The sequence below is a fragment of the Nostoc piscinale CENA21 genome (assembly GCF_001298445.1).
Taxonomy (GTDB): domain Bacteria; phylum Cyanobacteriota; class Cyanobacteriia; order Cyanobacteriales; family Nostocaceae; genus Nostoc_B; species Nostoc_B piscinale_A.
The window spans coordinates 415,319-438,228 of sequence record NZ_CP012036.1 but is presented as its reverse complement, the minus strand read 5'-3'; the positions used below and the strand labels follow the sequence as shown (position 1 = coordinate 438,228).

Here is a 22,910-nt window from a genome sequence, read left to right as displayed (position 1 = left end):
CCCTAAACCCTTTCACCCTTACACCCAGTCTCCACAGAAAATCTTTGTGCGTAAGTCCTATAACTAAAACCCTTGTAACTGTTTCTCAGTCACCCAAGCAGCATGAAACCCATAAGGTACACGTTGGGGAATTAACACTCGCGCTACAGGTTCGCCAGTAATATCTTGAGCATTCATCACCAATAATTCTGAAGTATTGGCTGTCTCATCATGGACAAAAGTCATTAACCAGCCATCATCTTCAGCCGTGGCGTGAGGACGCGGTGCAAATATAGACTCACCACCATAACGCCCTTGCCCAAATTCATGGATTTGGGATGTACCCCTATCAAAATCGTATTTGATTACACCGTCAAACAAAGGCACAGGCGTAGGTGCGCTTTTATTTACGTAGCCATAGCGAGTTTGTCGTCCCAACAAGTTTTCGTTGACGCGGGGAAATTCTCCAGCTATGTCATCTAATCTGGACTCAGAGACAGCCCCAGTCTTGAGGTTAAACCGCCATTGATGGAGTCTGGGAATATTCGCATCAGGATCATCAACGCCATTAAAACCCAACACAGAAGTAGAACTCATTCGACAGGCGATTAATACGACTTCATCACCTTGTTGATAGGCGTTGAGGGTATGAAACACGTAGCACGAGGGACTTTCAAACCATTGAATCTTGCTGTTATCACCGTGGCGTGGGAGAATGCCAAAACGACTGGGGCGATCGCACTCAAACATGATCATGGGTTTTCCCTGCTGCATCCGTGCTGGATTGAAGGTCAAGGGTAAATCCATGAAAATTGTATAGTCTTCTGTAATGGCAAAGTCGTGCATCATCACAGGTTCAGGAATTTCAATCGGTACAGTTGATAACAACTCCCCGGCGGCGGAAACTATGCCGTATTGTAAATATGGCGGCATAACTGAATAGCCAAAGAACACCATTTCACCCGTAATTGGATCTACCTTTGGGTGTGCCGTAAACGGAGAAACAAGTTTGCCATTATAAGTGTGTTCGCCAATTGTCTTTAACTCAGGTACTTGAATTGTATGAGGCGCACCCGCTTCCCAAACGGCTAACAACTGACCACCATGCCACACTAAGGCAGTATTGGCTGTATTTCTCGATATTGGCGGTGCATCTGTTTGTGGTGGTTCAAGCAACCCAGTCAATATTGCTTTACCCGCTTCATGTTCAGTTTGCCATTTTTGCGTCTGCACATAACGGTTGCGATAAACCGCCTTACCTCCACTAATTCTGACACCGTGCAGCATCCCGTCTCCATCAAACCAGTGATACTGACCAATAGGTGAATATTGCGGGTTAGGGCCATTTCGTACAAACATCCCTGAGAGTTCTGGTGGTAGTTCACCAATTACTTGCTGGTTTTCCGCCGTAATTTCTGCTGAAATTGGTGCAAAATTGCCATCAAGATAAGGATTCACTGCTGTTGTGGTCATGATGTTGTCTACAAAACTCTGTGAATTTGCAATAGTACTTAATCTTAATGATGACAATATAGCAATCCTCATAGGGAACAGGTGACAGGCAACAGGGAACAGGGCATAAAAGCTCTTGATTGTGGCGTAAAGGGCTTATATGCTTTTTTGGGCTGATTCTTGTCCCTGTTCCCGCCTCGAAGGGGCTAGTAAGCGAATAGGGTGCGCTAACAGTGTTAACGCACCCTACAAAAATTAATAGATTGTTGACAAAAGTAGATATATCTAAATAAAACCTACAGATGTAAACCTCTGTAATATTGATAACTTGCCAAGCGTTGATAGTTGTAGTAAATATCTCGGCTCTAAATATTTACTTAATATTTAAATTTATGATTGTTGAGGCCCTTTAGCATCGCATTCTCTATGCCAGCATCTTTTGAGCAAATCAACCCGCCAGCTACGGGCAAAGCGTTGGGGATTTAATTCTAATTGATGATCACGGCTAAATAAGGGTTGGTTGAGATATTGCCAAAGAGGAAATTTAATCTTGGTGTGTTTTTCTGCCATAAGAGGAACAAAGGAAATATATATAAGCGATCGCTTTATAGCAGCAGTGGAAATTTTTACTAAAAACTACCACTTACTGATTTTCTAGTTAAAGATGACATGATAAGTCTTCAATTGTCCTGGTGACAATTGCGGAATTTTACGTAAAGTTTTCTGTCCAGTTCGTTAGACTCAAGATGATTTTAAAAGTTCCTAATGCTGAATACTGCGTGGTTCTAATTGCTGTGACTGGCGGCTGTACTGAGTTCCCAACTGAGATAGGTGTCTGTTTTTCAGCAATTTTCCGACTTCTTGCCATCGTCGCAACACATTTATATATCCTGAAACCAACACTTGAGTTACCATGTCTGCTATTGCTTTTGTGCATTTGCGTGGGGAGTAGTCAAAAATCAATATGGCAACAGTTATCAGTCAGCAAAGCGTCGAGAAGTTAGTTGGCATTGCCGAGCAGTTTGTACTTCAGGGTAAGGTTAAGAATGTCACAGCATTTGGCAGTGGGAATATTAATGACACTTTTTTAGTGACTCTCGATGGTGCAAACACACAGCATTTTGTTTTACAACGCATCAACACCCAAGTATTCCGCCAGCCGCAACTGATTATGCAGAATATGCGGATTTTTAGCGATCATGTTTATCAGCGTTTGCAATGTATACCTCTCAATCGTCGTTGGGAAGTACCACGGGTGTTGTCAACTCAGGATGCTCAAGATTATTGCATTGATGCTGGGGGTGATTTTTGGCGAGCCATTAGCTTTATTCAAGACTCACAGTCTTTTGATACAATGCCAAATATCGAATATGCCCAGGAAATTGGCTATGCCTTGGGGATGTTTCATAATTTGATTAGTGATTTACCACCAGAAAAATTAGCCGATACTCTTGCGGGTTTCCACATTACACCGCGATACCTGGGTCATTATCAAGAAGTTTTAGCCAAGACTAGTCCAAAATCATCACCAGAAGTTAATTATTGCTTGCAGTTTGTGAGCGATCGCACTAATTTTGCCAATATCCTAGAAAATGCTAAAGCTCAAGGTTTACTGCCATTACGCTTGATGCACGGCGACCCTAAAATTAATAACGTCTTATTTGATACATTTACTCAAAAAGCTGTCGGTGTAATTGACTTAGATACCGTCAAGCCAGGATTAATACATTACGACATTGGTGACTGTTTGCGCTCTGGTTGCAATCCGGCTGGTGAAGAAACTGAAGATTGGGATAGTGTTGATTTTGATACAGATTTGTGTGCAGGAATTTTACAAGGTTATCTGGCGGTAGCTAAGGCGTTTTTGACAGAAAATGATTACGCCTATATGTACGATGGCATTCGGTTGATTGCCTTTGAATTAGGATTACGATTTTTTACCGATTACTTAGCTGGGAATGTTTATTTTAAAGTCAAGCATCCAGAACATAACTTAGCAAGGGCGATCGTGCAGTTTAAGCTAACCGAAAGTATTGAATCCCAAGAAACCCAAATTCGCCAGATTATTCAGGATATGAAATGAACGCGCAAAAATTCACCTTACAACCTTTTGAATCTGACAATTTGCTACCAGATGTCCAAATCATTGGTAATATTGCCCGCAATGATTATCAACTAATGATTAGCTACAACCTAATCGGTAATTTAACAAATATTATCATTGCTCCACCGTCAGATACGCCCACCCGCAAAGATGGACTCTGGGAAGATACCTGTTTTGAGTTTTTTGTAGGAATCAAAGACTCAGAATGCTATTGGGAATTTAACCTTTCTCCGGCTAAACACTGGAATGTGTATCGTTTTACAGGTTATCGTCAAGGAATGGAGGCGGAAACGGCTTTGACAACTCTGCCATTCAGTATTGACCATCAAGCTGAGATTTTTACCCTGAATTTAGATTTAGACTTGGTTAAAATTGTGGCATCTAACCAAGATATTGACGTAGCAATCACGACTGTAGTTAAACAAAAAAATCATCAAGTGTCTTATTGGGCGTTAGCGCATAAAGGTGCTGAACCTGATTTTCACTTGCGGGATAGTTTTTTAATTCGCTTGTAAATCAAAATTGCAACAGATGGATAGACAGAACCTAGACACAGACAGTAATTCCCAAGATAAAAACGTTATGAGGGGTCTAACCCATCAGGGGGTTAACCCAGCAGGCATAATGCCACTGACAAAAATACAATCTTAGTAATCGATTACTTTGTTCAGGGTTTTATAGGCTATATATTGAAGCGATCGCTACCACGGAACTGCGATCGCTTTTTATTTATGGGAGTAGGGGTGAAATCAAGTAAAAAGTCAAAAGTTAAAAGTCAAAATTAACATCCTCTTACTTTTGAATTTTGAATTTCCCGTAAGGATTTAGGGGTATAAAAAGAAAAATAGAAATTTTCTGTCACCCATAACCTTTAAAACCTATATGTTTTTATACCTTTCCAAGTTGTTACCACTGTTCTTTTATCCCTTGGGATTGGCGAGTATTAGTTTGGTAGTAGCTTTGATGACAATCAGGAAAAAACCGCGCATAGCGACAGGTGCGATCGCCTTGGGGTTAGTTTTATTGCTATTTTGTAGTAATGCTTGGGTGGCTAAGGCACTGGTGCGATCGCTAGAATGGCAAAATATACCGTCTCAGCAAATGCCAAATGCAGAAGCAATTGTGGTTTTGGGTGGTGCGACTAAATCAGCTTCTTTCCCCAGACCAGAAGTTGATTTGAGTGAATCAGGCGATCGGGTAATTTATGCAGCACAGTTATATCGGCAAAAAAAAGCCCCTTTGATTATTCTCAGTGGTGGTCGTATTGATTGGCGTGGTAGTGGGAAACCAGAATCAACAGATATGGCCAGTATTTTGACATCTATTGGTATCCCAGCACAAGCAATTATTGAGGAACCAAATTCTCTCAACACTTATCAAAATGCTGTAAATGTCAAACAAATTTTGCAATCTCGTAATATCAAACAAATATTATTAGTAACTTCAGCTATGCACATGCCGCGATCGCTTAAAATTTTCCAACGTCAAGGTATTGATGCTATCCCCGCATCGACTGACTTTCTGGTAACTCAAGGCGAATTGCAAGAACTTGTTAGTACGCCTAAAGCAGCCTTCCTGAATTTATTACCCGACACGGATAACTTACATCAATTCACTAGTGCTTTGAAAGAATATATTGGTAGTTTTATTTATCGCTTACGTGGTTGGCTTTAACTCTCACCTGTAACCTGTAACCTATCACCTATCACAAAAACTATGCGCCAAGAATTACCTCATATTATTCCTGCTCCTCAACCTGGAGTTGCGGAAAATTTTAGTGCTTACCAAACTACCCATGAATTTTATTATGAAGTTCAGCAACGCTTAGAATTTCAGCGTTATTGCGAATGGTATTACGCTACGGCAGAAAGTCACCGTCAAGAACTCAAAAAAAATGCGCGGCGAACTCAACATTTTTCGGTGGTTCCTTCGCCGCTTTTGAAAAATTTAGATGATTTCTAACTCCTTTTCGCGCAAGTGGGCTTTAAATTTTTTATTAAACTGAACTAATACAGGCAAGTTAGCACTGACTGGTCTACCTTGCCATTGAGTCACAATATCCACAACATCACCTTCTGAGCCTTCAAGGTCAAAAGCTTGAGAGCGATGTTCAGGGTGATGGTAAACTACCACCGATTGTACAACACGGACGCGATCGCCAACTTTCATAAGAGCATTTACACCTAGCTTTTGCGGTTCTACAAGCATCTCCACAGCCATTCCTCATCGAACTTTCTGAGTGAAAAATCAACTGTCTAAAACAGTTATTTTTCATCTCTAATCGAGACAAACACATAAAATACAGCGTTTGCAACTTTTATACAAACAAAGCCTGACCATGCAGGCTTGGCTCATAGTTAACCAGCGACAAATGTCTTGTTGCTGCTTTTTCCTTATTGCACTTGTCCACGCTTGCGGGTGTCTCAGAAGCACTTTTTTGAGGATTTTTCCGCTAACAGGCTAAGAAAGTCCCGTTTTACCTTTTCTGTGTGCTTTAACAACAGTTCCAATTCTACATCAAATGGCTATTTCGTTCCTATATGCTGTGTTTGGCAGTTATGGCAGTTATGGCAGGAGACAGGAGGTAAAAGTACTGAGTGCTGTACACTGAGCGAACTTGCACTGAGCGCAGCCGAAGTATTCCCTACATCCGCCAAAGAACTTTTTCAGCAAACTCTACTTATTTTGTGGACAAATTGACTGCATTGGTTGAGGTAATTTTTGACAAGCTTGCTGGAATGTCTGAGGACTGAGTAACAACCAAGCTAATAATCCCAAAGTTGTACCGCCAACTACCAGCAAAGCTAATAATCTTCCTTTTGATACAACAGATTTTTTCCGCTGACGAGGTTTCTTGACTGGTGTGGGAATGGGTTCAGGTATTGGTTCTGCTGTCAAGTCCAAATCTAATAAAGCTTGGGAACTTTCTGTCAAAGTTGGTTCAGGTTCTTCTGGTTCAGGGATTTCTGGTTCCAGAATTTCTACTTCCACTTGTGGCGATGATGAAGTGACTGGCACTAAGTATTCTTTAGAAAGTCGGCAAAGAGTGAGAACAACTGATGTATTATCATGACCATTTTTTTGATTGGCAAGATGAATTAAACTCTCCACAGCTTCTGTCAGGGAAAGTTCACCAGATAACACAGGTATGGCAAAATCTTGCCAAGCGTGTTCCACCCAATCGTTATCACTTAAACCATCAGAACACAGTAGTAATAAGCCTTCTTCATCAATGATGAATCTTTGAATTGTTACTCGCAAAAAGTCTGCTTCTTTTGTGCCTAATGCTTGAGTCAAAGCTGTTGCATCTAATCTCTGGAGTGCTTGTCTATACAAATTCCGTCCGTAGCGGACTTCTCGCCAAGCCACATCATCATCGACTGTGAGTAACTGACAGTAATTACGAGTTATCCAGTAAGCGCGGCTATCGCCAATGTTGGCTAAATAAAGTTCATGGGCATTATCCGATCGCCGTCCTGAAATTGTTACTATTGGTTGGGGTAATTGCAGTGCCATCACCAAGGTTGTAGCCATACGTTCTCTACCTTGGCGTTTTTGTTCATCATTGCGAAAGCAAATTAAATTATTCACTACCCGCAAGCTGGCTTCTAGCTGTTCTTGCAATAATTTGGGGGCTACAGGTTCAATTTGTTCGCTTACTTCTGCTAATAAGGCACGAATTTGCAATTTTAAAGATTGTACTGCCATTTGGCTGGCAACTTCACCACCTTGATGGCCACCAATACCATCACAAACCATTGATAAGCGTGGAATGAGGGTGTCGTAGGGTTCATTCGTGCTGGGGTAGCAAGTGTCTTCGTTTTGGGTTAGTTCTGTGCCGATATCGGTTGTGCCAGCTACTTGCAGGCTGAGTGGTAATTCTCCGGCTGCTGACAGTAAGAGTGTATTCAGTTGAGTGGTAATATTTTCTAAATTTACGGCGCGATCGCACATCTGCTCAACTATATTCTGTAATGATTGAGCTACTTGCGGCTGTGCTAATGCTATCCAAGGTTGCCAAGACTGAGCTAAATCACGTAAGCTGAGTTTTTCGTCGGTTTGCTTCGGATAAAGTTCTACAAGACGCACACACCAGCCTTGAACGCGCAAGTTATCGCTAATGAGTAAACTTTGCTCAACGCCTTGTTCTGTTAAAGGTTGCCAAAGTTGGAGAATTTGCCATAACCAATAAACTTGTCTCACGGCGGTGGCTTGTTCCCACGCATCAATGATGGTGGAGTATAAGTTACCTGCTGCATCTATAGGGGCATTTTCTAACAACAGAATATCTTCTGCATCTTCCCCAGCAGAAACAAACCCATAAACTTGGGGCAGATGTAAATGCTGTTGATACAGTTTTAAGTAAGGAATAATTACTTGAGGTAAATCTTGTAAGGTTTCTGGCGGTAGTCCTGGTTGCGTATCTAGCCAGATTTGCGGTTGTATAACCTCATATCGTTCTGCAACTTGCGTTTCTGGGGAGATGTTAGCGGCTAAATTACCAGTCGCCCAGAGATAACGGTGAACTAAGGGAGTTTGACAATTACTGCAAATGCGCTCTTCCAGGGGGTTAATTGGGCGATCGCATGTTGGATTTAGACAATAAATTACTCGTTGAGTAGAAATTATCATATATGATATTCTGCACCATTCTCAATAACCGTAGGCTGGATAATGCCACAACGTAAAAATTAGGATACGAGCAAATTAATGACATTGCCCACCCTACTTTATAAACTGTTCAACATTTCAGAATGTTAAGATCAACCTTCGTGACACAAAGCAGGTCATGAGCAAAGATTTGGGTTTAAATACTTGGATAGTGATCGTTAGCCAAATTTTATGCGTCACTCCTATAGTTACCATTTAATTATTTAGTCGGGTAAAGTATTTATGCTCAGGCGCTTATGTGCGATCGCAATTTTCACTATTTTATTGAATAACTCTGTCACACTGGCGGCAACTAAAGATCCTAATCAAGCAGATAAATTTCCCCCTAGTCCTTTAGAAGTTACCACGCCTGATCCTTTGGTGCGGCCTTCTGCTGATAAACAACCGTTAACGGTGGAGGAACAGCAAACTTTAGCCACTGCGTTAGATGAATTAAATCAACAAGCAACGGCGACGTTACAAGCGGGAGATAAAGTCACGGCGTTTGAAATTTGGAACCGGGAAATACGCTTGCGGCGCTATTTGGGTACAATACCGGAAATTGAAGCTTTATCTAGGGTAGGTGCGGTCGCTTGGAATCAAAATGACCGTCAAGAAATATTTTATATAACTCAAAGGTTGCAAGCAATTCAAAAACAAGCTTTATCACCCAAAACCATTGCTCAAAAAGGGGTAGATTTAGAATTATTGCAGGCTTTAGGTGCAGCTTATCAAAATGTGCGATCGCCCCAAAATGCTTTAGAAGTTTACAATCAAATTTTGACGGCTGTACGTCAGCAACAAGATAAAACCGCCGAGTTATCTACACTCCAAACCATCGCCGAATTACATCTAGCTTGGTTCGATTATCCCCAAGCCGCCGCCACCTATCAAGAGTTATTAAATATAGCTGTGGCTGGAGGCGATCGCACCAGCGAGGTAACATATCTACAACAGTTAGCTTATGTTTACCAGCAAGGCAAACAACCACAACAGGCTATAGATACATTAAATAAGTTAGCGTTACTGTATACTGACCCGGAAAATATTCTCAAATTACCACAATTAAAATTAGCGATCGCTGGTAATTACGAATCTTTAGCCAAAGAAAATCCTAGCTTAATTCAAGAGGCTTTTAATAACTACCAACAAGCTTATACAACCGCTTGGGAATCACAACAATTTGTTTTAGCTGCCGAAGCTTTACAAAAATTAATTGCCCTTTACCGTTCCCAAGGACAAATTGACGCAGCTTTACAAACCAGTCAAATTCTCATCGAAACCCAAGGCAAAGCATATAACTATTACGGTTTAATGCAAGCTTACGACCAAATTGGGCAAATTTATTTACAACAAAAAGATTATCCTCAAGCACTCTCAGCCTTTAAACAAGGCTTACAACTTGCACAGCAACTCAAACACGAGGAATCTTATTTTACCCAACAAATAGAAAAAATCTCAAAAGAATCTGGTCAATAGTCATTGGTTATTCGTCATTTGTCATTTGTCAACAATTAGGTTACAAAACGTAAATCTCAAAACCTTACCAATGACAAATGACAACCTTAACCAACCAAATTGATCCATTCCTACTTGTTAAACATCCTCTAATTCAAATTGAGCCACCGTCACAGCATTAAAGGCAAAGGCCAATACCAAAGGCATAGGACATCTGAGTATAAAGGTGCTAACGACAGCTACAAATGTACCAATTACGGCTGAAATTGACCAAATTCTTTCTTCAACTGTGAGTCCTTTTTCGGCTTTAATGCCTCTCAATACATGAGATGGAATGGGTTCTGGCATAACTCCACCAGGAGGAAATGCCCAATAATTGTTACGTCGCTCTACAAATAACTCTGTCCAGCCATTTTCTTGGCACCAAGCTTCAATCCATTCCAGAGAATAATGTTTCATCATTTGTCTAATACTGCTTACGAATTTTGAGTAGTTGCTGAATATAAACTGATGCGTTTGTGACTCACAAGTGGCAATAGAAATAAACCAACTGTTAGAGAAGGTTAAAACCTATTTTGTAACCTCTTGAACTTTCCTTTCCTCCTGCCTTCTTGTAATAGCCAAGCAACTATTTATGAAACTAAAGTTAATTCTCCTCTGGTGTAGCTGGTCAAGCATCCAAGACAGATAATTAATATGCTCAAGCAACGCTGACTCACTCACCTTAATAAGAAGACTAACAGGGGAGAATTGGGGTTAACAGCAAAAGTTAATAAACTTTACTTAGAAAATAAATCATAAAGAAATGTAACTAATTAATTTATCAGCGAGTAGGGGATATTCCTTGTTGAGGTTTATTTATGAGATATTCTCATGGTTAACTAACTTATGAATTTCTTTAATAAGAATACTTATATCGCAAAATGCAATTTTTTAAATCAAGAATTGTAAAGTTTAAAGTGAGCGTTCGCAGTAATTTATATTTAGTGATAAAAATCAGCCTTTGGTTATATATATTAATTTGATTTGATAACTAAACCTACTCGTGTAGGTAGTAAACAGAGAACATGAGAAAGCCAGTAGGAATGTATCTAGTTTTCTTCCCAAATCAAATATGAGTCTTAATATATAGCAATCCTAAATTGATTTACGAACATCCCTCTCCCTTATCCCTTTCACAGAAATATTTTCGCGATCGCCTAAGATTACAAAATGTTAAGCTAAAGTCACCGACTATAGCTAAAAAACAAATATGTTGTGGCAGCCAGGATTAGCATTACTTTTAGGAATTTTATTATTTTGCCTGATTTACATCAGAAGCAATCATCACAGAGTCATAAATCCTATTCCATCTGTAATAGTAAGTATTCTTACCCTCTGCCTTCTGCCTGCTCCCGTCTTAGCCGTAGACTGGACTCATCCCTTGTCATTTAGTAATGCACAGTTAGCAAGAAGAGACTTTTCGGGACAAACTTTGCAAGCGGCGGAATTTTCTAACGCGAATATGGAAATGGCTAACTTTACTGGTGCTGACTTGCGCGGAGCCGTCTTAAGTGCTTCAGTGATGACGAAAGCCAATCTTCACCAAGCAGATTTAACTAATGCGATGGTGGATCAGGTAAACTTAACAGGGGCAGATTTGAGCGATGCTGTTTTTAAAGAAGCATTGTTACTTCGTGCCTTGTTTACAGATGTGAATATTCAAGGTGCAGACTTCACTGATGCAGTTTTGGATAAAGCGCAAATCAAAGAACTGTGCAGTAAAGCCAGTGGGGTAAATTCCAAAACTGGTGTAGATACTCGTGAATCTTTAGGATGTCGATGAAGCGTGTTGGTGTAATTGGTGGTGGGCAACTAGCCTGGATGATGGGGGATGCAGCGCAAAAACTAGGAGTAGAATTAATTGTACAGACTCCTAGTAAATTTGACCCTGCTGTAGCTGTTGCTCAAGATACAGTTTTTGCACCTATTGATAATGCAAAAGCCACAGAAATATTAGCCCAAAAAAGTGAGGTCATCACCTTTGAAAATGAATTTGTTGACCTTGATGCTTTAAGTTTATTAGCTAATAAAGGTGTTTGCTTCCGCCCAAGGTTACAAGCTTTATCACCCTTATTAGACAAATATCATCAGCGTTGTTATTTGCGAGATTTAGGTTTACCTGTACCGCAATTTTTTTGCTGTGGATGATGTTGATAATTTAGCATCCAAGCTAGAAGATTTAAGTTTTCCGGTTGTCTTAAAATCCCGTCGTCACGGTTACGACGGACAAGGCACATTTATTATCCAAGATTTAGCCAGTTTGCAGGAAAAATTAGCTCAAGCAACAACACAATCACAGTTTTTAATTGAAGAATTTGTGCCATTTGAACGGGAACTAGCGGTAATTGCAGCCCGTTCTGTAAATGGTGAAGTGGTTATTTATCCAGTCGTAGAAACTCAACAAGAACAACAGGTATGTCGGCGCGTGATAGCACCTGCGGATATTACACCTAATCAAGCAGAACAAAGTCAAGCGATCGCTCATACCTTATTAAATAGCCTAGAAGTAGTCGGCGTTTTTGGCATAGAGCTATTTCTCACCAAACAAGGCCAAGTCTTAGTCAACGAAATAGCCCCCCGCACCCACAATTCAGGACACTTTTCTATCGATGCCTGCGAAACTTCCCAATTTGAACAACACCTCAGAGCCGTGTGTGGTCTACCTTTGGGCAATCCTGATTTACACTGTCAAATGGCTATTATGGTCAACTTGCTGGGATATGAAAATTCTGAGAGTGACTACCAAAGCCAGCGCCAAAAATTAGCCACTGTTCCCCAAGCCACCGTTCACTGGTACGGCAAAACAGAATCTCGTCCTGGGCGGAAATTGGGGCATGTTACAGTTTTACTGGATGAGTACAGCCCAGAAGCCGCGAATCATCTAGCCCACACCCTAGAATCTATTTGGTATCCAGTAGGAGTTACGCAGTGATATCGTTGCTGATGAAGGGCTTAGGGATATGGAAGACAAGGAGGACAAGGGAGACAAATTATGTGGAAAGTGAAAGGTTTAGTTCCCGTGAGGGAAACTGGTTAGTAGAAAGTCTAAGCGTTATTTGACTGATACCCAAGACTTAACCTGTTTTCATAGCCATAATTTTCTGTGCGACGGCTTCACTCACAGGCATAACTGATAATCGATTACCTGTTCTCACCAGTGTTAATTCATCTGGGCTAAACTTCTCTTTCAGAGTCGACAGCAAAATAGGTTGATCAAAGGTTTCCACAAACTTTACCACAACTGTTTGCCAGCGTGGTGATTCAGGAGTTGATTTCGGATCATAATATTTGCTATCTGGTTCAAATTGCGTCGGGTCAGCAATACCTGTTTTGGCTACACGCATTAACCCAGCAATACCAGGAAAAGCAGTATTAGAGTGATAGAAAAATACCAAATCCCCAACCAGCATTTGACGCATATAATTGCGTGCTTGGTAATTCCGCACGCCATCCCAGACTGTTTCGCCCTGCTGCTGAAGATCAGCAATGCTGTAAACATCTGGTTCAGATTTCATCAGCCAATAATTCATCGACAAGACAAGAAGACATAGGTCTTCTAATCTACCATTTCATATTGTTAAGACTGACGCAAGAAAACGAAAAATCAAGATTTTAGCGAAAGGTGCAGGTGTTCAAAACACTTACACCCATGCTTCACAGACAACCTTTGTGCGTAAGTCCTGGAGTTGTTTGTCAAAAAATCCTTATATTGAATCCCCAGAGGGTATCACTGGTCATTGCGGATTCTAAAATTCTGGTGCTTTTGCAAGAATCCCTGAAGATCCTTAATTTCAAATTTCAACTCTTTAAAGTAGTCCTCAGCCCTCTCGGCTTTATGGTCGATTCTTTCTTTGTTACCGTTAATAGCCAAAAGGGTCGCATCCTTGTAGTTGACATAATCCTGTAAGTGGATTTCAAACCTTTTCTCAATCGTGAAAATTTTCTCACTTAAAAGTTTGGTTTGTTCCAACGCCTGAGAGTGAGAGTTTAAATCTTCTCTCAAATCTCGAACCTGATTAGTAATCGAATTAAATTTAGAAACGACTTTAACGGCTGTGCCTACCAACATCACAACACTTACAGTTATCCCTAGAAAAATACTAGTTGATTCTAAAGTGACGTTCATGCCCTGCGGCTGAGGTGCGGCAGGATTAACTGCTATTACTAGTTTCATCGGGATTATTTATTAGTGGAATCTCTGGCGAGTTTATTTGAGCGTAAATAGCCTCAGCAATAGTTGAGAAGTTTAATAATAATTCTGAAGTAGTGGTGAATTTAATCATTCCTCCGGATTCGTTATTAATAGTTGTGCCTTCTAGTGTCACCCAATCAATTCGCCAAAATATTTCTAAAACGAGTGTATTTAAATCGCCTTCTGTAATGTCGCCTTGAATGCGCCAGATTCGGGGGATTTTTTGAATTTCTAAAGTCTCGGTTTGATTCTCTACCATAGTTTTAAGCCGGAACACCAAAAACGATCCAATTTACTCTGTAATTACCAGAGGATAACGTGGGAGTTTTCACATTAAATCCTGTATTACTCCAAGACGAGACGTTTACGTGGCTGTCATTAGCTCCGCCATCGCCGTTACAGGCAATCACATTTAAAATTGAGCTAAATCCAGGTGTTCCACCGTAAGAAATAGACCCTGTATTTGCAGAGATAGTAGGAACACTAGTACCAAATTTTATTAATAATCCCGAACCACTACTATTCCCAAACCTGATAAATTGCCTACCACCCGAATCTGTCCCTCTGGAAATATAGTTATTTACGAATGCAGTTGTAGCCGCCTTTTGATTGTTATCGGTTGTGGGCGGTGTAGCTAAATAAATATTGCCATTCCCCATGCCTATACCCGGCAACCTTAAAGTTCCTGTAGTGGTAGAGGTGGCAGTATTGCTATTAGTCAGCGTAAGTATTTCGGTCAGGATGTTAGCTAAATCTAACTTTACAGATTCAGAATAAACCTCATCTATTGCAGAATTGACGTTACTTGAAGTTAGCCCATTAACTGAGGAGAAACTTATCTGACTGGCGTAGGTGCTAGGCGGAATTGTTAGAGGCATAACGTCATGTCAACTCACGAACCAGAGCATTCCCATTTGCAGCACTCCAAACACCACTAATTACACCAGTGTAATTAAATGGCATTTCAAAATATCCGCCAGCAGCAATTGGAACTGCCGCTTCCGAGGTAGTAGCAGCCGAATCAAAATCAATATACAAATTGGCTGTTGAATTATTCCAAATAGTTAACCCTTTTCTATTGGAATTAGCGGCGGCGATAGTTTGACTAGTTGTAGAAGCGGCAACGGTTGAAGGAGTAGAAGTGCTACTAGTTGATTCAACTACAGTAACGCTTGCTGGATTGTATAAAGCCATTATTCAACACACTCCACAAAAGAAAATTTAGCAGCAAACTTAGAAATGGCAGAAACAGCACCAACATAGAGATTAGTTGAATTAATCTCGTAGCTACCACCGGGCTTTAAAACAATTCCTTTGTTAATAGCCGCCTTATTGGCTTCTGTAAAAGATAATGTAATTTCAACGACGGAAGTATTGATAAAAACTGCATACCGCCTATTTACATTAGCTTCAATGACCAACGAGGCACTATTAGCAATCAGCGTTTTTTCTCCAGAAGTGCAAGTATCAAATACTTGCACACCACTAGCGAAATTATTAATCATAAAGCGTCAATTTTTGATTCAATTCTTGCTAAATCAGCGTCATAATCAGGCCCGGTATATTGCCAGATTGCAATACTGGCATCCTGAAACCAATCAGGCACTTTAATAGATACGCTGTAACTATTAGAAATTGGGGGATACAAACAAAGGTTTATTTTGTCCAAAAATAGTGGATATCTTCTGTTAAAGCTGGCATCTTGACTACCATCAATACTGATACCAGTGCTAACAGATTGTTTGATAGTTCCGGCGAATTTCCACACCTTGTTAGGTGGAACATTAGTAGCAACTCTCACAGCTAAAACGAAAACATCAAATAATAAAGCAATTTCTATTTCAGGAATAGGAACCACTTTATAGCCTCCACCTTCTTTTGGCAGTAAAGCGGCTAAGACGTTATCGTTATGAACTAATTCCCAATTAGCTGAATTACTAAGTTGTAGCTGCCTCACAGAAATAACTCAACTGTTACAACTTGGCTGTAAGCGAGTCGTTCTACTGGTCGAACGTGAGCGTAAGGGTCAATCCCAAAGTGGTCGAGCGTATCGAAATAAGTGCCAGTATCCAGCTTTCCACCTAGCCAATCAGCAGAAGCTTGGTTAATGATGATCATGCCGTCGATATCTCGCGTGTCGGCGGCACTCACCATTAATAAATCTCGGCAATCATTGGGTAATTCCAAGATTTGGTTATTCATTAGAGGATTTCGGGGGTAAAGCTAACTCGGTTGCCTGTGGTTTGTAAAAATGACTCAATGGCTGATTGTGCCTTGATATCAGCTACCGCAGCAGCATAAGTTTCAGTATCTGTTCCTTGTCCAAAAGGAGACGATACAGATTTGTTATCAAATCGCTGGTACTCTTCATCTGTGACGCGTGATTTGTTATTTGCAACAGGAGCGCCACGCTCTGTTAGCGATAATTTTGCTGGTTTAAAACCGTTCAACCCATCTAACAAGACACCCCCACTAGGAACTGTAAAATCTACAGCATTTGTTCGACCTTCTGCGGCGGCAGCTGTACGAACTGTTCCTATTAATGTGCCGTTGGCTGATTGAGTTGTGGAAAGCAACTTAACTGGTAAAAATATCCGCCCAGTAAAGCCAAAAGCCTCAACATAACCTTTGACACGGTTAGCCTTGACTTTTACTAAAGATCCGCGTTGAGTTTTATATAAAGCCTGTTTTTGGTCACGACTCAAGTCTTCATAAGCCCGCAGCTTAACTAGAGCCGCGTTGAGTTCTGCACCGCGCCTAATGTCAGAGTATCTTCCCATGTCTTTTTGTATGAATTGAAGTGAATGAAATCTCAGAAGTCTTTGAACCCAGACTAGCACTGCATTTTGGGAAGAATTAAACCAGTGAGAAGTTAACTTGTCGAAAAAGAATTGGAATGTTTAAACGGCTCCCACATTTTGGATTGCGTTTCTAAGTCTGCCGTTCACGGACACCAGATTGACTGGCTTGACTTGACCAGGAATTAGCAACTGAGCATGAGTAAACTTGACATCGGCGGTTGGTCTTTGGCGGAATTTTTTGACCGTTCGCCCATAAACACGGTGTGTTCCGGGATTGACCGGAAATTCTTTAGTGTTTTCGATGAATTGGAAATTATTATCACTAAAAGTTTTATCTAATATTTTTAAAACTGATTGAACGGTTGATTGTCCTTCTGTTTTCGATGTGCAGAGTAAGCGCAAATCAAAGCCATTATCTAAGTCTAAATAAGTGCATTTATATTTACCCTTCTTCCAAATTAATGGAGGGGTAGCAAACTCGTTTTTGATTTCAAGTGCATATTGTTCAGCATCGGCGCGTGAGATTGTATCGGCGGTTCGGTTCATAATTCTAAATCCGATTTCACCGCGTACTTGTTCTGTCCCATCACCGTGTTTTTCAAAGTCGTAAGATTCTTTAAAGTAAAGTTTTATCTGTGGCTTAAATTTAGAATCTCTTTGATATTCCTGTACAGGAATACCATAAATAGGCGTTTGCAAACTTTGGGCGTGTCCTGCGGTAACTTCAAACAGCCACAGCCGCATCATTGTCATGGTTGAGGTATCGCCATCTTTCATGGTGCAAGCATGACGCAATGCTCTTTTAGGTGTTGAAATATCGTTTTCTGGTTGATTTTTAAACCACTTGTTCACGGCTTTGTTATGCCAAAGCCTAACCGTATCTTGCAGATGTTCCCATTCGCTAAAGTTTTCAGGTAAAGGCATATTAATTAATCTTCGTCTGGTTCAAAGTCTAAATCTGCTAAATCTAAGCCAGCACTCACCAATTTTGTGGCTGATTCTGTGGCTTTTAATTGGTCTGGTTCTTGGTCGTTACTACCTTTATTTTCTGGCTTACCATCTTCTTTTAGTGCCTTTACAAATTCTGTATTTGCGGTAGTTAATTCAGTTGTTGCATTGATGATATCCAGTGGAGCTTGTGTCACCATTTGAATAGTTGAAGCACCATCTTGTAGGTTTTCTAAAAATTGTGTAACTCGATTAAATTTTGGCTGTGGATTCATCCAACTATAGGCGGTTTCTAATACCTCGCCAGATTTCCTCAAAGCATTGCCAATCTTGCCAACTCTACCTGCGGTGATTTCTAGCCCATTTAAAACGGTTGAGGTTAAATTTTGGAATGAATTTAATATGTTGGTTGTTGCTTGATAGATTCTATTAGCTTTAGCCCAAGCTGTTGATATGGTTTGATAATTTTCAGCACCAATTAGACCTTTAATGAAATCCTCAATTGTGCTGTTGATAATCGAACCAATATCAAATGCTTGCCCGTTATCATCTTTCAATCCTATTAATTGAAAGATATTACTTAAGATTCCGAGTAATGTTTGCCCAAGGTCATTACTGAGCATGAAAGCATTGTGAATCGTGGCAGCAAGTGTCAGCAAATTTAATGCTCTATCAATTTTTAGCCACTTGAAGCCATTAACTAATTTCGTGGCAATTCCTCCCGGCAATTGTGGCCCCAATTTGGCATTAATAACCGCTAATAGTGATAAATCAATACCTTGAAGAAAAGTATTAAGCTGGTCGAGTTTTATCCCGTTATTTTGAGCTTGACCTAAAATTGCAGTTCCGCAAGTGTCACAGCCTGTCCCTGGTGGTGGTTCTTCTGGTGGCTGTGCTGGTGGCAACGGGTCTTTGCCCGGAATCGGCGGAACCCAAAAAGGCGGTAGGGGTTGTTTTGGTTCTTCTGGCACTGGTGGTGTGATTGGCGGGGTTTGCGGTGTTCCGTCTGGTGGCGGGTCTGGTGTTGGGGGTGGTTTGGGGACTGGTGGAACTGGGGGAATTGGCGGCGGTTCTGGTATTGGTGGTGGTTGGGGCGGCGGTTCGGGAACTGGCGGCGGTTCTGGTGTTGGGGGTGGTTGGGGGACTGGTGGTGGTTGAGGGACTAGTGGTGGTTGGGGGACTGGTGGCGGTTGTGGGACTGGTGGTGGTTGTGGTGTTGGGTTTGGGTTTGGGTTTGGGTTTGGGTTTGGATTGGGGTTTGGGCTTGGGTTTGGGTTTGGGTTTGGGTTTGGATTGGGGTTTGGGCTTGGGTTTGGGTTTGGGTTTGGGTTTGGATNGCCGTACAGCAGGTGGTTGAGGGACTAGTGGTGGTTGGGGGACTGGTGGCGGTTGTGGGACTGGTGGTGGTTGTGGTGTTGGGTTTGGGTTTGGGTTTGGGTTTGGGTTTGGATTGGGGTTTGGGCTTGGGTTTGGGTTTGGGTTTGGGTTTGGATTGGGGTTTGGATTTGGCGCAGGCGAAGGATAGCCGGGCGCATTTGGCGGCGGTTCCGGTTTTGGTGCTGGTGGTGGTGGGTCTGGTTTTGGTGCTGGTGGCGGTGGTGTAGGTTGTGGCGTTTTTGTCGGTGGCGGTGGTTCTGGTGCGTCTGGTGGCGGTTCTGGAGGTGGTGCGTCCGGTGGTGGCTGTGGTGTAGGAAGTGGTGACGGTCTTTTGAAGGGGACTATATTATTTCCGTCATCTTCTCCGGGTTTTGCTGGCAAAGGCGGCGGTGCATCTGGTATGGGTACATTGTCTGGAATTGGTGGTGCTTCCGGATGTACTCCCGGCGGTGTTTCTCCCGGTGGCGTTTCCACTGGGGCTTCTGGTGCTTCAATTTGTCCGTCTATTGTTTCAAATCGAACATTTTCTAAGCCACTAATGTTGCTAAAAGGCCCATCTCTTAAAACGTATATTTCTGGTATGGGAAGTTCTAACTCTTCGGTTCCGTGACACAAAAATTCAATGTAAGCCAGCCCATCAATGTAGCGGATGTACATTCCTTCAATGGGGCCCCACATTGAGGAACTGCGATTTTGTGTGTAAATATCTCCCGGAACCGCATCATAAAAAAATTTTATAAAGAATACCTCTTTTTCCTGCGGCGTATCTTTTCCCTATGATTGGCTGTGCTTCTGGTGGTGATGGCTGTTGGGGAAAAAAGGGGAACCAGGGAATAGGAAGGGGCTTTGGTGCAACATCCGCTAATTGTGGCAGGGCTGCAATATCTGAAGGTCTGACAGTGCTGATGCTTCCCGTCCCTGGCTGTGGTGGTTTCCTCTCAAAAGGAACAATGTTATTAGCCCCAGGTGGAACAACTGGGGCGGGAATGTTTGGCGGCACTACGGGGGCGGGAATATTAGCGATCATCTACTAGGGAAGAAATTCAGAAGGAATCGCATCGGTTGAAGTGGCTACGACGTTTTCCCAGATTGGCTTCCCGTCAATAGCATAATCAGGGTCAAGTACTAAACTTTGGCGCATGATCACGCGATCAGTGTTGTTAGATTCGACTGTGTAGATTCCAAATTGGGCAATTCTTGAGGGTGTTCCGGTTCCCTCTACTGCTGTTGTGGTACGGTTGATTTTGTGAAAAGCTGCACCTGCCCACACAATTAATTTTTCTAAAGTATTGACAGTTGTAGGTAAATCGCTAGCTGAAAATGCAGACATATTCTGGGGATTTCTGATAAGTAATAAATCAGTTTTATTCAGTAAATAAAACTGTGTAAATCTTCCAGTTTTATGTAATTTCAGAACAACTGCTGAGGACGTGAAACAGTTGTGATGACTAGGATTGGGCAGTATTTATCTAATAGCTAAAAGTAAAAATATTCCGGTTTGACCTTTGCGACAGGTTAAACCGGAATACTTGAAAGAGGAAATATACGCCTTGAAAAATAACCGTAATGGCCAGTCAGCTATTATGACTGACTCGGACTATTCTAAAATTCGTAAGCAAATTCTGAGTAGGAAGTACAAACTACTTTTAGATTTAGCTTGGTACACAGGGGAAAGATGGGGGGCTTTGGTACAGCTGAAGATTGAGGACTGCTACAACAGTGACGGCACGCCGAGAGAGGAAATTACTTTCAAGGCTACAACTCGCAAAGCTTCACCAGATGGGAAACGTGAAACTCGTCAAGTTCCTGTGCATCCAGTTTTAGCTGAGTCATTGGCTAATTACAAACCTGCGGCAGTTTCACTCTGGTTATTCCCAAATCGTGACGGAGATGATTCTATTTCGCTGCGCTGGGCTGATTTGATTTTGAGGTCAGCTGTTGAAAAATCAGGTTTGGGAGCCAAGGGCATCAGCACTCACTCAACCCGCCGGAGTTTCATTACGAAGTTACACAAAGCTGGGGTAGATTTGTACACCATACAGCGAATTACTGGCCATCGTGATTTTAAAGCTTTGGGTCGCTACGTGGAAATTGACACCGACCGCGTTAAGGGAGCGATCGCTACACTATGACGAACTCTGAACTATACCTGAGAATTGAGATTTTTTATATAAAACTTCAAGCTGGTGATTATGACCATCCTCATCATTTGGCTATGGCTCTTGAAGCACTGGCGAATCATGCCTGGGATGATGTTGATAACATTTATCTGGCGCTGCCGTGACAGTTATAATTACACCCGTAAAATAACTCTACTGAGTAACATTTAACTGTGCGTTCGCAATTCTGGCGCGTAGTTACTGCGATCGCATTTTCCCACTACAATCAATCTGAAATATTCATTTTTGGCGATCGCTCAACTCAAGCCAATTGGCGCGATCGCATTTTTCATGAATGCTTAATGCTATTCATTATCAATAAAAAAATTTGCTTTTAAGCATTTTTCGTGGGTGAAGCAACGAAAAATCAATACTTTGACCCCTATGCTTGAGGCCCAGGAAGCTGCACCGGGTGAAACTACATTTATTGAGAATGCTTGACACTATGAGTCTGGGTTATCATCCTGCCAATCAAGTTCTAAATCGACTCGTGTTAGCTCAATTAGCACTTGCTCCAGCTTGTCGTAAAGTTCTATTGCTTGTTCTGGGGATGCAGTTTTAACTATTAGCTCTACAACTGTTTTATCTTCACTCAACCTCAGACAAAAGTGATTATTTTTGGGTCTAGCCATTGTTACCTCTAATTAACTGCTTAATTTCTTGTGGCGATCGCCCAGAATTTATGGCCGCCTCGATGGCCGATTTACGATCGCCCGCATCTGGTAAATTCACACTACAAATGTGACAACGGTTGATTTTCCGTCCTGTCATCCAGCAGTAACGGTAATATTTATGTTTTTTACCACAACGTTTCACCCAGTATTGTTCAACCCAATGGGTGTGTTCGGGAGCAATTTTTTTTAGTATCCTCAGTTACTTGCTCCCGAACAGTAGAATCGGCTTTTGAGGCTTGCTGAGTATCTTGATTATCTTGCTCCCGAACAATCTCATCCCAAGTTGGATCGTAATTTGGTGCAGACTGTTCATATTGTTGAAGGTCAAACAAGGTTAGCTGGTGTTTCATGTTGCTAATTCCCAACCTTCCCAGTAACGCCACTGTAGGCACTCAATCAACCAGCCTGGAGGGTTGAATATTCGCTCGACAGCTGATCGCAATTTGTAAACGCCAATGGCGGACAGCACATCATCAAGCGAGTAGCTGAATACTTTGGCTGGTTTCTCAGGGTGATAAAAGATACCAGCTTCGGCGCAGACTGCGAGTATCTCCTCACGGGAAGCTGCACTAGTAGAAGAGTTGCTGCTGCTGTTAACCTCGTCTTCGACTGACTGAGGGTTTGAGGGTTGTGAAGCGAAAGTTTCTTGACTGTGGCGTAAATTTTTTTTCGGCTTGAGCCATTCCAAGGGTCTTGTAACTATTCTGACAATTCGCCACGTAAATTGTTTGACTAACTGCACTACTCGCAGTTCGACTAGTTGAGCAAGCGCCGCTTTCAGTGTTGGCCGACAGTAACCTTTGCCCCGGTGTTTTGTAACCCACTCGTTGAACTCGGCTAAGTCTGGTTCTGTTTCTTCAGCAATACCTTGGCGGATTAGCCACTGCCACAACAATTTCGCCGCGGGGGATATTTTATTTTCTAAACAGTATGCGTCGTGTTGCTCCGTCCAGTTGCACTGGGAGTTTTGTAATTTGGTATTTCCTGGCATAATTCGATTAGGTAGAAATCCAAGCCACTCCGCGCGGGGTGGTTTTTAGTTTTTAAAAATTAGCACTGGTCAGTTAACCAATC

At 41.7% G+C, this 22,910-nt stretch carries 33 protein-coding genes and 1 pseudogene; 11 read left to right on the top strand and 23 right to left on the bottom strand.

The annotated features are described in order from the left end of the window. Window positions 1–63: 63 nt before the first annotated feature. From ACX27_RS01930 to ACX27_RS32195, 3 genes are all read right to left on the bottom strand, one after another. Entirely contained in the window at window positions 64–1,452 is a 1,389-nt protein-coding gene (locus ACX27_RS01930) for a carotenoid oxygenase family protein (RefSeq protein WP_062287686.1), read from the bottom strand. 369 nt (window positions 1,453–1,821) lie between these two features. Further along, complete coding sequence (locus ACX27_RS01925) at window positions 1,822–2,001, bottom strand: hypothetical protein (RefSeq protein WP_190968257.1); 180 nt, start codon at window positions 1,999–2,001, stop codon at window positions 1,822–1,824. 192 nt (window positions 2,002–2,193) lie between these two features. Next, window positions 2,194–2,346: a hypothetical protein gene (locus ACX27_RS32195; protein WP_158507332.1), complete on the bottom strand. Its 153-nt coding sequence runs from the start codon at window positions 2,344–2,346 to the stop codon at window positions 2,194–2,196. A gap of 49 nt (window positions 2,347–2,395) precedes the next feature. On the opposite strand from ACX27_RS32195, the gene ACX27_RS01920 reads away from it, so the two are divergent. From ACX27_RS01920 to ACX27_RS01905, 4 genes are all read left to right on the top strand, one after another. Beyond that, entirely contained in the window at window positions 2,396–3,514 is a 1,119-nt protein-coding gene (locus ACX27_RS01920; RefSeq protein WP_062287680.1) for a phosphotransferase enzyme family protein, read from the top strand. Then, window positions 3,511–4,050 (top strand): DOMON-like domain-containing protein, encoded by a 540-nt coding sequence (locus ACX27_RS01915; RefSeq protein ID WP_062287677.1) that lies wholly within the window; start codon window positions 3,511–3,513, stop codon window positions 4,048–4,050. Before ACX27_RS01920 ends, ACX27_RS01915 begins: the two co-directional genes overlap by 4 nt. 367 nt (window positions 4,051–4,417) lie before the next feature. Beyond that, complete coding sequence (locus tag ACX27_RS01910) at window positions 4,418–5,209, top strand: YdcF family protein (RefSeq protein WP_062287674.1); 792 nt, start codon at window positions 4,418–4,420, stop codon at window positions 5,207–5,209. Between the two features lie 42 nt (window positions 5,210–5,251). Beyond that, the gene (locus tag ACX27_RS01905; RefSeq protein WP_418006627.1) at window positions 5,252–5,497 is read left to right on the top strand and encodes a hypothetical protein; all 246 of its coding nucleotides are present in this window, start codon (window positions 5,252–5,254) and stop codon (window positions 5,495–5,497) included. Here ACX27_RS01905 and ACX27_RS01900 read toward each other — a convergent pair. Together ACX27_RS01900 and ACX27_RS01895 are read right to left on the bottom strand one after the other, a co-directional pair. Further along, window positions 5,483–5,755, bottom strand: coding sequence for a ferredoxin-thioredoxin reductase variable chain (locus ACX27_RS01900; RefSeq protein ID WP_062287671.1), 273 nt, complete (start codon window positions 5,753–5,755; stop codon window positions 5,483–5,485). The genes ACX27_RS01905 and ACX27_RS01900 overlap by 15 nt on opposite strands. Before the next feature lie 456 nt (window positions 5,756–6,211). Continuing rightward, a complete protein-coding gene (locus tag ACX27_RS01895; protein ID WP_062298075.1) occupies window positions 6,212–8,164 on the bottom strand; it encodes a protein phosphatase 2C domain-containing protein in 1,953 nt (650 codons plus the stop codon). 264 nt (window positions 8,165–8,428) lie between these two features. Between ACX27_RS01895 and ACX27_RS01890 the strand changes: the two genes are divergently transcribed. After that, window positions 8,429–9,664 (top strand): tetratricopeptide repeat protein, encoded by a 1,236-nt coding sequence (locus tag ACX27_RS01890; protein ID WP_062287667.1) that lies wholly within the window; start codon window positions 8,429–8,431, stop codon window positions 9,662–9,664. A gap of 117 nt (window positions 9,665–9,781) precedes the next feature. Here the strand turns inward: ACX27_RS01890 and ACX27_RS01885 are convergent, their stop codons facing one another. Beyond that, window positions 9,782–10,105, bottom strand: a complete 324-nt coding sequence (locus ACX27_RS01885; protein WP_200929898.1) for a slr1957 family protein — start codon at window positions 10,103–10,105, stop codon at window positions 9,782–9,784. Between the two features lie 790 nt (window positions 10,106–10,895). On the opposite strand from ACX27_RS01885, the gene ACX27_RS01880 reads away from it, so the two are divergent. After that, window positions 10,896–11,468 (top strand): pentapeptide repeat-containing protein, encoded by a 573-nt coding sequence (locus ACX27_RS01880; protein WP_062287662.1) that lies wholly within the window; start codon window positions 10,896–10,898, stop codon window positions 11,466–11,468. Beyond that, window positions 11,465–12,617 (top strand): annotated as a pseudogene (locus ACX27_RS01875) (5-(carboxyamino)imidazole ribonucleotide synthase). The gene ACX27_RS01880 and the pseudogene ACX27_RS01875 overlap by 4 nt, the downstream one beginning before the upstream one ends. A 142-nt stretch (window positions 12,618–12,759) precedes the next feature. Here the strand turns inward: ACX27_RS01875 and ACX27_RS01870 are convergent. The 11 genes from ACX27_RS01870 to ACX27_RS01820 all read right to left on the bottom strand — a co-directional run bounded on the left by ACX27_RS01870 (window position 12,760) and on the right by ACX27_RS01820 (window position 18,531). Continuing rightward, window positions 12,760–13,215 (bottom strand): EVE domain-containing protein, encoded by a 456-nt coding sequence (locus tag ACX27_RS01870; RefSeq protein WP_062287659.1) that lies wholly within the window; start codon window positions 13,213–13,215, stop codon window positions 12,760–12,762. Window positions 13,216–13,412: 197 nt separating this feature from the next. Beyond that, window positions 13,413–13,859 (bottom strand): hypothetical protein, encoded by a 447-nt coding sequence (locus ACX27_RS01865; RefSeq protein WP_062287656.1) that lies wholly within the window; start codon window positions 13,857–13,859, stop codon window positions 13,413–13,415. Next, window positions 13,837–14,136: a hypothetical protein gene (locus tag ACX27_RS01860; RefSeq protein ID WP_062287652.1), complete on the bottom strand. Its 300-nt coding sequence runs from the start codon at window positions 14,134–14,136 to the stop codon at window positions 13,837–13,839. The genes ACX27_RS01865 and ACX27_RS01860 overlap by 23 nt, the downstream gene beginning before the upstream one ends. Before the next feature lie 4 nt (window positions 14,137–14,140). Then, entirely contained in the window at window positions 14,141–14,755 is a 615-nt protein-coding gene (locus ACX27_RS01855; protein ID WP_062287648.1) for a hypothetical protein, read from the bottom strand. Between the two features lie 4 nt (window positions 14,756–14,759). Continuing rightward, a complete protein-coding gene (locus tag ACX27_RS01850) occupies window positions 14,760–15,071 on the bottom strand; it encodes a hypothetical protein (protein WP_062287645.1) in 312 nt (103 codons plus the stop codon). After that, the gene (locus ACX27_RS01845) at window positions 15,071–15,382 is read right to left on the bottom strand and encodes a hypothetical protein (protein ID WP_062287642.1); all 312 of its coding nucleotides are present in this window, start codon (window positions 15,380–15,382) and stop codon (window positions 15,071–15,073) included. Before ACX27_RS01845 ends, ACX27_RS01850 begins: the two co-directional genes overlap by 1 nt. Continuing rightward, a complete protein-coding gene (locus tag ACX27_RS01840) occupies window positions 15,379–15,834 on the bottom strand; it encodes a hypothetical protein (RefSeq protein ID WP_062287639.1) in 456 nt (151 codons plus the stop codon). The genes ACX27_RS01845 and ACX27_RS01840 overlap by 4 nt, the downstream gene beginning before the upstream one ends. Continuing rightward, window positions 15,831–16,079 carry a hypothetical protein gene (locus ACX27_RS01835; RefSeq protein WP_062287636.1) on the bottom strand — a complete coding sequence of 83 codons (249 nt, stop codon included), beginning with the start codon at window positions 16,077–16,079 and terminating at the stop codon, window positions 15,831–15,833. Before ACX27_RS01835 ends, ACX27_RS01840 begins: the two co-directional genes overlap by 4 nt. Next, window positions 16,079–16,657, bottom strand: a complete 579-nt coding sequence (locus tag ACX27_RS01830; protein WP_062287633.1) for a hypothetical protein — start codon at window positions 16,655–16,657, stop codon at window positions 16,079–16,081. Before ACX27_RS01830 ends, ACX27_RS01835 begins: the two co-directional genes overlap by 1 nt. Window positions 16,658–16,777: 120 nt before the next feature. Next, window positions 16,778–17,602, bottom strand: a complete 825-nt coding sequence (locus ACX27_RS01825) for a hypothetical protein (RefSeq protein WP_062287630.1) — start codon at window positions 17,600–17,602, stop codon at window positions 16,778–16,780. A 5-nt stretch (window positions 17,603–17,607) separates the two neighbouring features. Further along, the gene (locus ACX27_RS01820) at window positions 17,608–18,531 is read right to left on the bottom strand and encodes a hypothetical protein (protein WP_062287627.1); all 924 of its coding nucleotides are present in this window, start codon (window positions 18,529–18,531) and stop codon (window positions 17,608–17,610) included. Here ACX27_RS01820 and ACX27_RS33235 point away from each other — a divergent pair. Then, entirely contained in the window at window positions 18,479–18,784 is a 306-nt protein-coding gene (locus ACX27_RS33235; protein WP_158507331.1) for a hypothetical protein, read from the top strand. The two genes, ACX27_RS01820 and ACX27_RS33235, sit on opposite strands and share 53 nt — an antisense overlap. 940 nt (window positions 18,785–19,724) lie before the next feature. Here the strand turns inward: ACX27_RS33235 and ACX27_RS01810 are convergent. Both ACX27_RS01810 and ACX27_RS01805 read right to left on the bottom strand, forming a co-directional pair. Then, window positions 19,725–20,030 carry a hypothetical protein gene (locus ACX27_RS01810; RefSeq protein WP_062287615.1) on the bottom strand — a complete coding sequence of 102 codons (306 nt, stop codon included), beginning with the start codon at window positions 20,028–20,030 and terminating at the stop codon, window positions 19,725–19,727. Between the two features lie 3 nt (window positions 20,031–20,033). After that, complete coding sequence (locus ACX27_RS01805; RefSeq protein WP_062287612.1) at window positions 20,034–20,333, bottom strand: hypothetical protein; 300 nt, start codon at window positions 20,331–20,333, stop codon at window positions 20,034–20,036. A 220-nt stretch (window positions 20,334–20,553) separates the two neighbouring features. Between ACX27_RS01805 and ACX27_RS01800 the strand changes: the two genes are divergently transcribed. From ACX27_RS01800 to ACX27_RS32180, 3 genes are read left to right on the top strand one after another with little or no spacing between them, the layout of a single operon-like run. Next, complete coding sequence (locus ACX27_RS01800; protein WP_062287609.1) at window positions 20,554–21,135, top strand: tyrosine-type recombinase/integrase; 582 nt, start codon at window positions 20,554–20,556, stop codon at window positions 21,133–21,135. Beyond that, entirely contained in the window at window positions 21,132–21,287 is a 156-nt protein-coding gene (locus ACX27_RS32730) for a hypothetical protein (protein ID WP_200929896.1), read from the top strand. Before ACX27_RS01800 ends, ACX27_RS32730 begins: the two co-directional genes overlap by 4 nt. Window positions 21,288–21,335: 48 nt before the next feature. Continuing rightward, the gene (locus ACX27_RS32180; protein WP_158507329.1) at window positions 21,336–21,500 is read left to right on the top strand and encodes a hypothetical protein; all 165 of its coding nucleotides are present in this window, start codon (window positions 21,336–21,338) and stop codon (window positions 21,498–21,500) included. A gap of 105 nt (window positions 21,501–21,605) precedes the next feature. Here the strand turns inward: ACX27_RS32180 and ACX27_RS01795 are convergent, their stop codons facing one another. The 4 genes from ACX27_RS01795 to ACX27_RS01785 are packed head-to-tail and all read right to left on the bottom strand — an operon-like array spanning window position 21,606 to window position 22,827. Then, on the bottom strand, window positions 21,606–21,794 hold the full coding sequence (locus tag ACX27_RS01795) for a hypothetical protein (RefSeq protein WP_062287606.1): 189 nt from the start codon (window positions 21,792–21,794) through the stop codon (window positions 21,606–21,608). Next, on the bottom strand, window positions 21,787–21,978 hold the full coding sequence (locus tag ACX27_RS33230; protein WP_235526463.1) for a hypothetical protein: 192 nt from the start codon (window positions 21,976–21,978) through the stop codon (window positions 21,787–21,789). Before ACX27_RS33230 ends, ACX27_RS01795 begins: the two co-directional genes overlap by 8 nt. 10 nt (window positions 21,979–21,988) lie before the next feature. Then, complete coding sequence (locus tag ACX27_RS33225) at window positions 21,989–22,186, bottom strand: hypothetical protein (RefSeq protein ID WP_062287603.1); 198 nt, start codon at window positions 22,184–22,186, stop codon at window positions 21,989–21,991. Next, window positions 22,183–22,827 carry a hypothetical protein gene (locus tag ACX27_RS01785; protein WP_062287601.1) on the bottom strand — a complete coding sequence of 215 codons (645 nt, stop codon included), beginning with the start codon at window positions 22,825–22,827 and terminating at the stop codon, window positions 22,183–22,185. The genes ACX27_RS33225 and ACX27_RS01785 overlap by 4 nt, the downstream gene beginning before the upstream one ends. Between the last annotated feature and the right edge of the window lie 83 nt (window positions 22,828–22,910).